The 2,034-nt window shown below is 63.2% G+C and carries 3 protein-coding genes; 2 read left to right on the top strand and 1 reads right to left on the bottom strand.

All coding sequences use genetic code 11. From position 1 onward, the window contains the following. Positions 1–318 (bottom strand): DEAD/DEAH box helicase (locus EOA22_RS12330; RefSeq protein ID WP_164755377.1); only part of this gene is annotated, 318 nt, incomplete at its 3' end. A gap of 198 nt (positions 319–516) precedes the next feature. On the opposite strand from EOA22_RS12330, the gene EOA22_RS37690 reads away from it, so the two are divergent. Together EOA22_RS37690 and EOA22_RS12325 are read left to right on the top strand one after the other, a co-directional pair. Then, a complete protein-coding gene (locus EOA22_RS37690) occupies positions 517–666 on the top strand; it encodes a hypothetical protein (RefSeq protein ID WP_164746448.1) in 150 nt (49 codons plus the stop codon). Positions 667–773: 107 nt separating this feature from the next. After that, entirely contained in the window at positions 774–1,808 is a 1,035-nt protein-coding gene (locus EOA22_RS12325) for an aspartate-semialdehyde dehydrogenase (protein ID WP_063169561.1), read from the top strand. Positions 1,809–2,034 lie beyond the last annotated feature (226 nt).

The raw sequence follows: 2,034 nt of genomic DNA, 5'->3' as shown, positions 1-2,034 counted from the left end.
CGCCACGGTGGCACCGGTCAGTTCGTAGAGCCATTCCAGTTCGCGCGTCACCTGCAAGGCGAGTTCGCGCGTCGGCGCCACCGCCAGCGCCAGCGGTGCGGCGGCGTGGCCGAAGCGCTCCGCGCCCTCAAGCAGGGTCGGCGCCAGAGCGAGGCCGAAGGCCACCGTCTTGCCGGAGCCGGTCTGCGCCGAAACCAGCGCATCGGCCTCGCCGAGCTCGGGCGCCACGACCGCCTTCTGGACGGGCGTCAGCTCGGAATAGCCGCGTTTCTCCAGCGCCCTGGCAAGCGCTGGAACAAGTGCTTCGAAGTTGGACATCTCACTCTTTCGGAATTTTAGGGTCCGCGCTCATCACGGAGCACATGCCGGGGCGGGCCTCGCGCCAGCCAAACAATCTTGGCCGTTCGTACTTCGCGCAGCCGCGATTGTACAGGGCGCGCGCAAAACCAGGCGCCGCTCGGCAATTGACTCTTGCCGCAAACCGCGTAAAAGCCGGCACCGAACGGGACAGTTTCGATGCGCGGCCTTTTGACGGCTCTTCCTGCATTCGATGCCCCCAGCCTCAATGCACATCATTGGGCCGGGCGCGTCGGCGCATCTCCTCGTTTCAGCAAAACCACATTCTTGGCCGAGAAAACTGGCAAAACCACCACCAAAACGGTGTGATTCCCTTGGCCTAACCACCCTCTCCCGGGTTCGGCCCGGGGGACGGAACCCGCAGCGGCCAGCGGGTTTCTCCAAAAACCAAGCGGAGAGGGACAGGAGATTTTTCGATGAGTTTCAAGGTAGCGATCGTCGGCGCCACGGGCAATGTGGGCCGGGAAATGCTCAACATACTGGAAGAGCGCGGCTTTCCGGTAAGCGAGGTGGTGGCGCTGGCCTCACGGCGCAGCCAGGGCACGGAAGTGTCGTTCGGCGACCGCACGCTGAAGGTGAAGTCGCTTGACCAGTATGATTTTTCCGACACCGATATCTGCATCATGTCGGCCGGCGGCAACGTCTCCAAGGAATGGTCGCCGAAGATCGGCAAGCAGGGCTGCGTCGTCATCGATAATTCGTCGGCCTTCCGCTACGACCAGGACGTGCCGCTGATCGTGCCGGAAGTGAACCCGGACGCGATCTCGCTGTTCACGCGCAAGAACATCATCGCCAATCCGAACTGCTCGACGGCGCAGCTGGTGGTGGCGCTGAAGCCGCTGCACGATTTCGCCACCATCAAGCGCGTCGTTGTCGCCACCTACCAGTCGGTGTCTGGCGCCGGCAAGGAAGGCATGGACGAGCTGTTCACGCAGACACGCGCGGTGTTTGTCGCCGACACCGTCGACGTCAAGAAGTTCACCAAGCGCATCGCCTTCAACGTCATCCCGCATATCGACGTCTTCCTCGACGACGGCTTCACCAAGGAAGAATGGAAGATGGTCGCCGAGACCAAGAAGATGCTCGATCCCAAGATCAAGCTGACGGCGACCTGCGTGCGCGTGCCGGTGTTCATCGGCCACTCGGAAGCGGTCAACATCGAGTTCGAAAAGCCGATCACCGCCGACGACGCGCGGGATATCCTGCGTGAAGCCCCAGGCTGCCAGGTCTTGGACAAGCGCGAGGACGGAGGCTACATCACGCCGCTGGAATCGGCCGGCGAGGACGCCACCTTCATCTCGCGCATCCGCGAGGATTCGACCATCGACAACGGCCTGTCGATGTGGATCGTCTCCGACAATCTGCGCAAGGGCGCCGCACTCAACGCGGTGCAGATCGCCGAGCTTTTGGTCGAGCGCGGCCTGATCCAGCCGAAGAAGAAGGCGGCCTGACGGCTGATTTAGTTTTCGCTCACGGGCCGCACCGCCGCTAGCGCGGCTGGCCCGCGGTCGCGGGCTCCGCCCTCGGCCGGGATGCTGAAGGTTTGCGGAGCATTGATGAAGGCCAATCTCCCCCACGAGGGAGATCGGCAGCTTCGCCGATGCGCTACACTCGGTTGTCTTCGGCCAGCCCGATCAGCAGCTTCAGTGCCTCCTCCGCCCTATCGGCGGGAAAGAA

The sequence above is a fragment of the Mesorhizobium sp. M7A.F.Ca.US.014.04.1.1 genome (genome assembly GCF_003998745.1).
GTDB classification, from domain to species: Bacteria; Pseudomonadota; Alphaproteobacteria; order Rhizobiales; family Rhizobiaceae; genus Mesorhizobium; species Mesorhizobium ciceri.
This window is presented reverse-complemented; position numbering and strand designations above follow the sequence as displayed.

Excerpts from the sequence above, each read along its gene's own strand:
- EOA22_RS12325 (WP_063169561.1), top strand. The coding sequence starts at position 774 with ATGAGTTTCAAGGTAGCGATCGTCGGCGCCACGGGCAATGTGGGCCGG.
- EOA22_RS37690 (WP_164746448.1), top strand. The coding sequence starts at position 517 with ATGCGCGGCCTTTTGACGGCTCTTCCTGCATTCGATGCCCCCAGCCTC.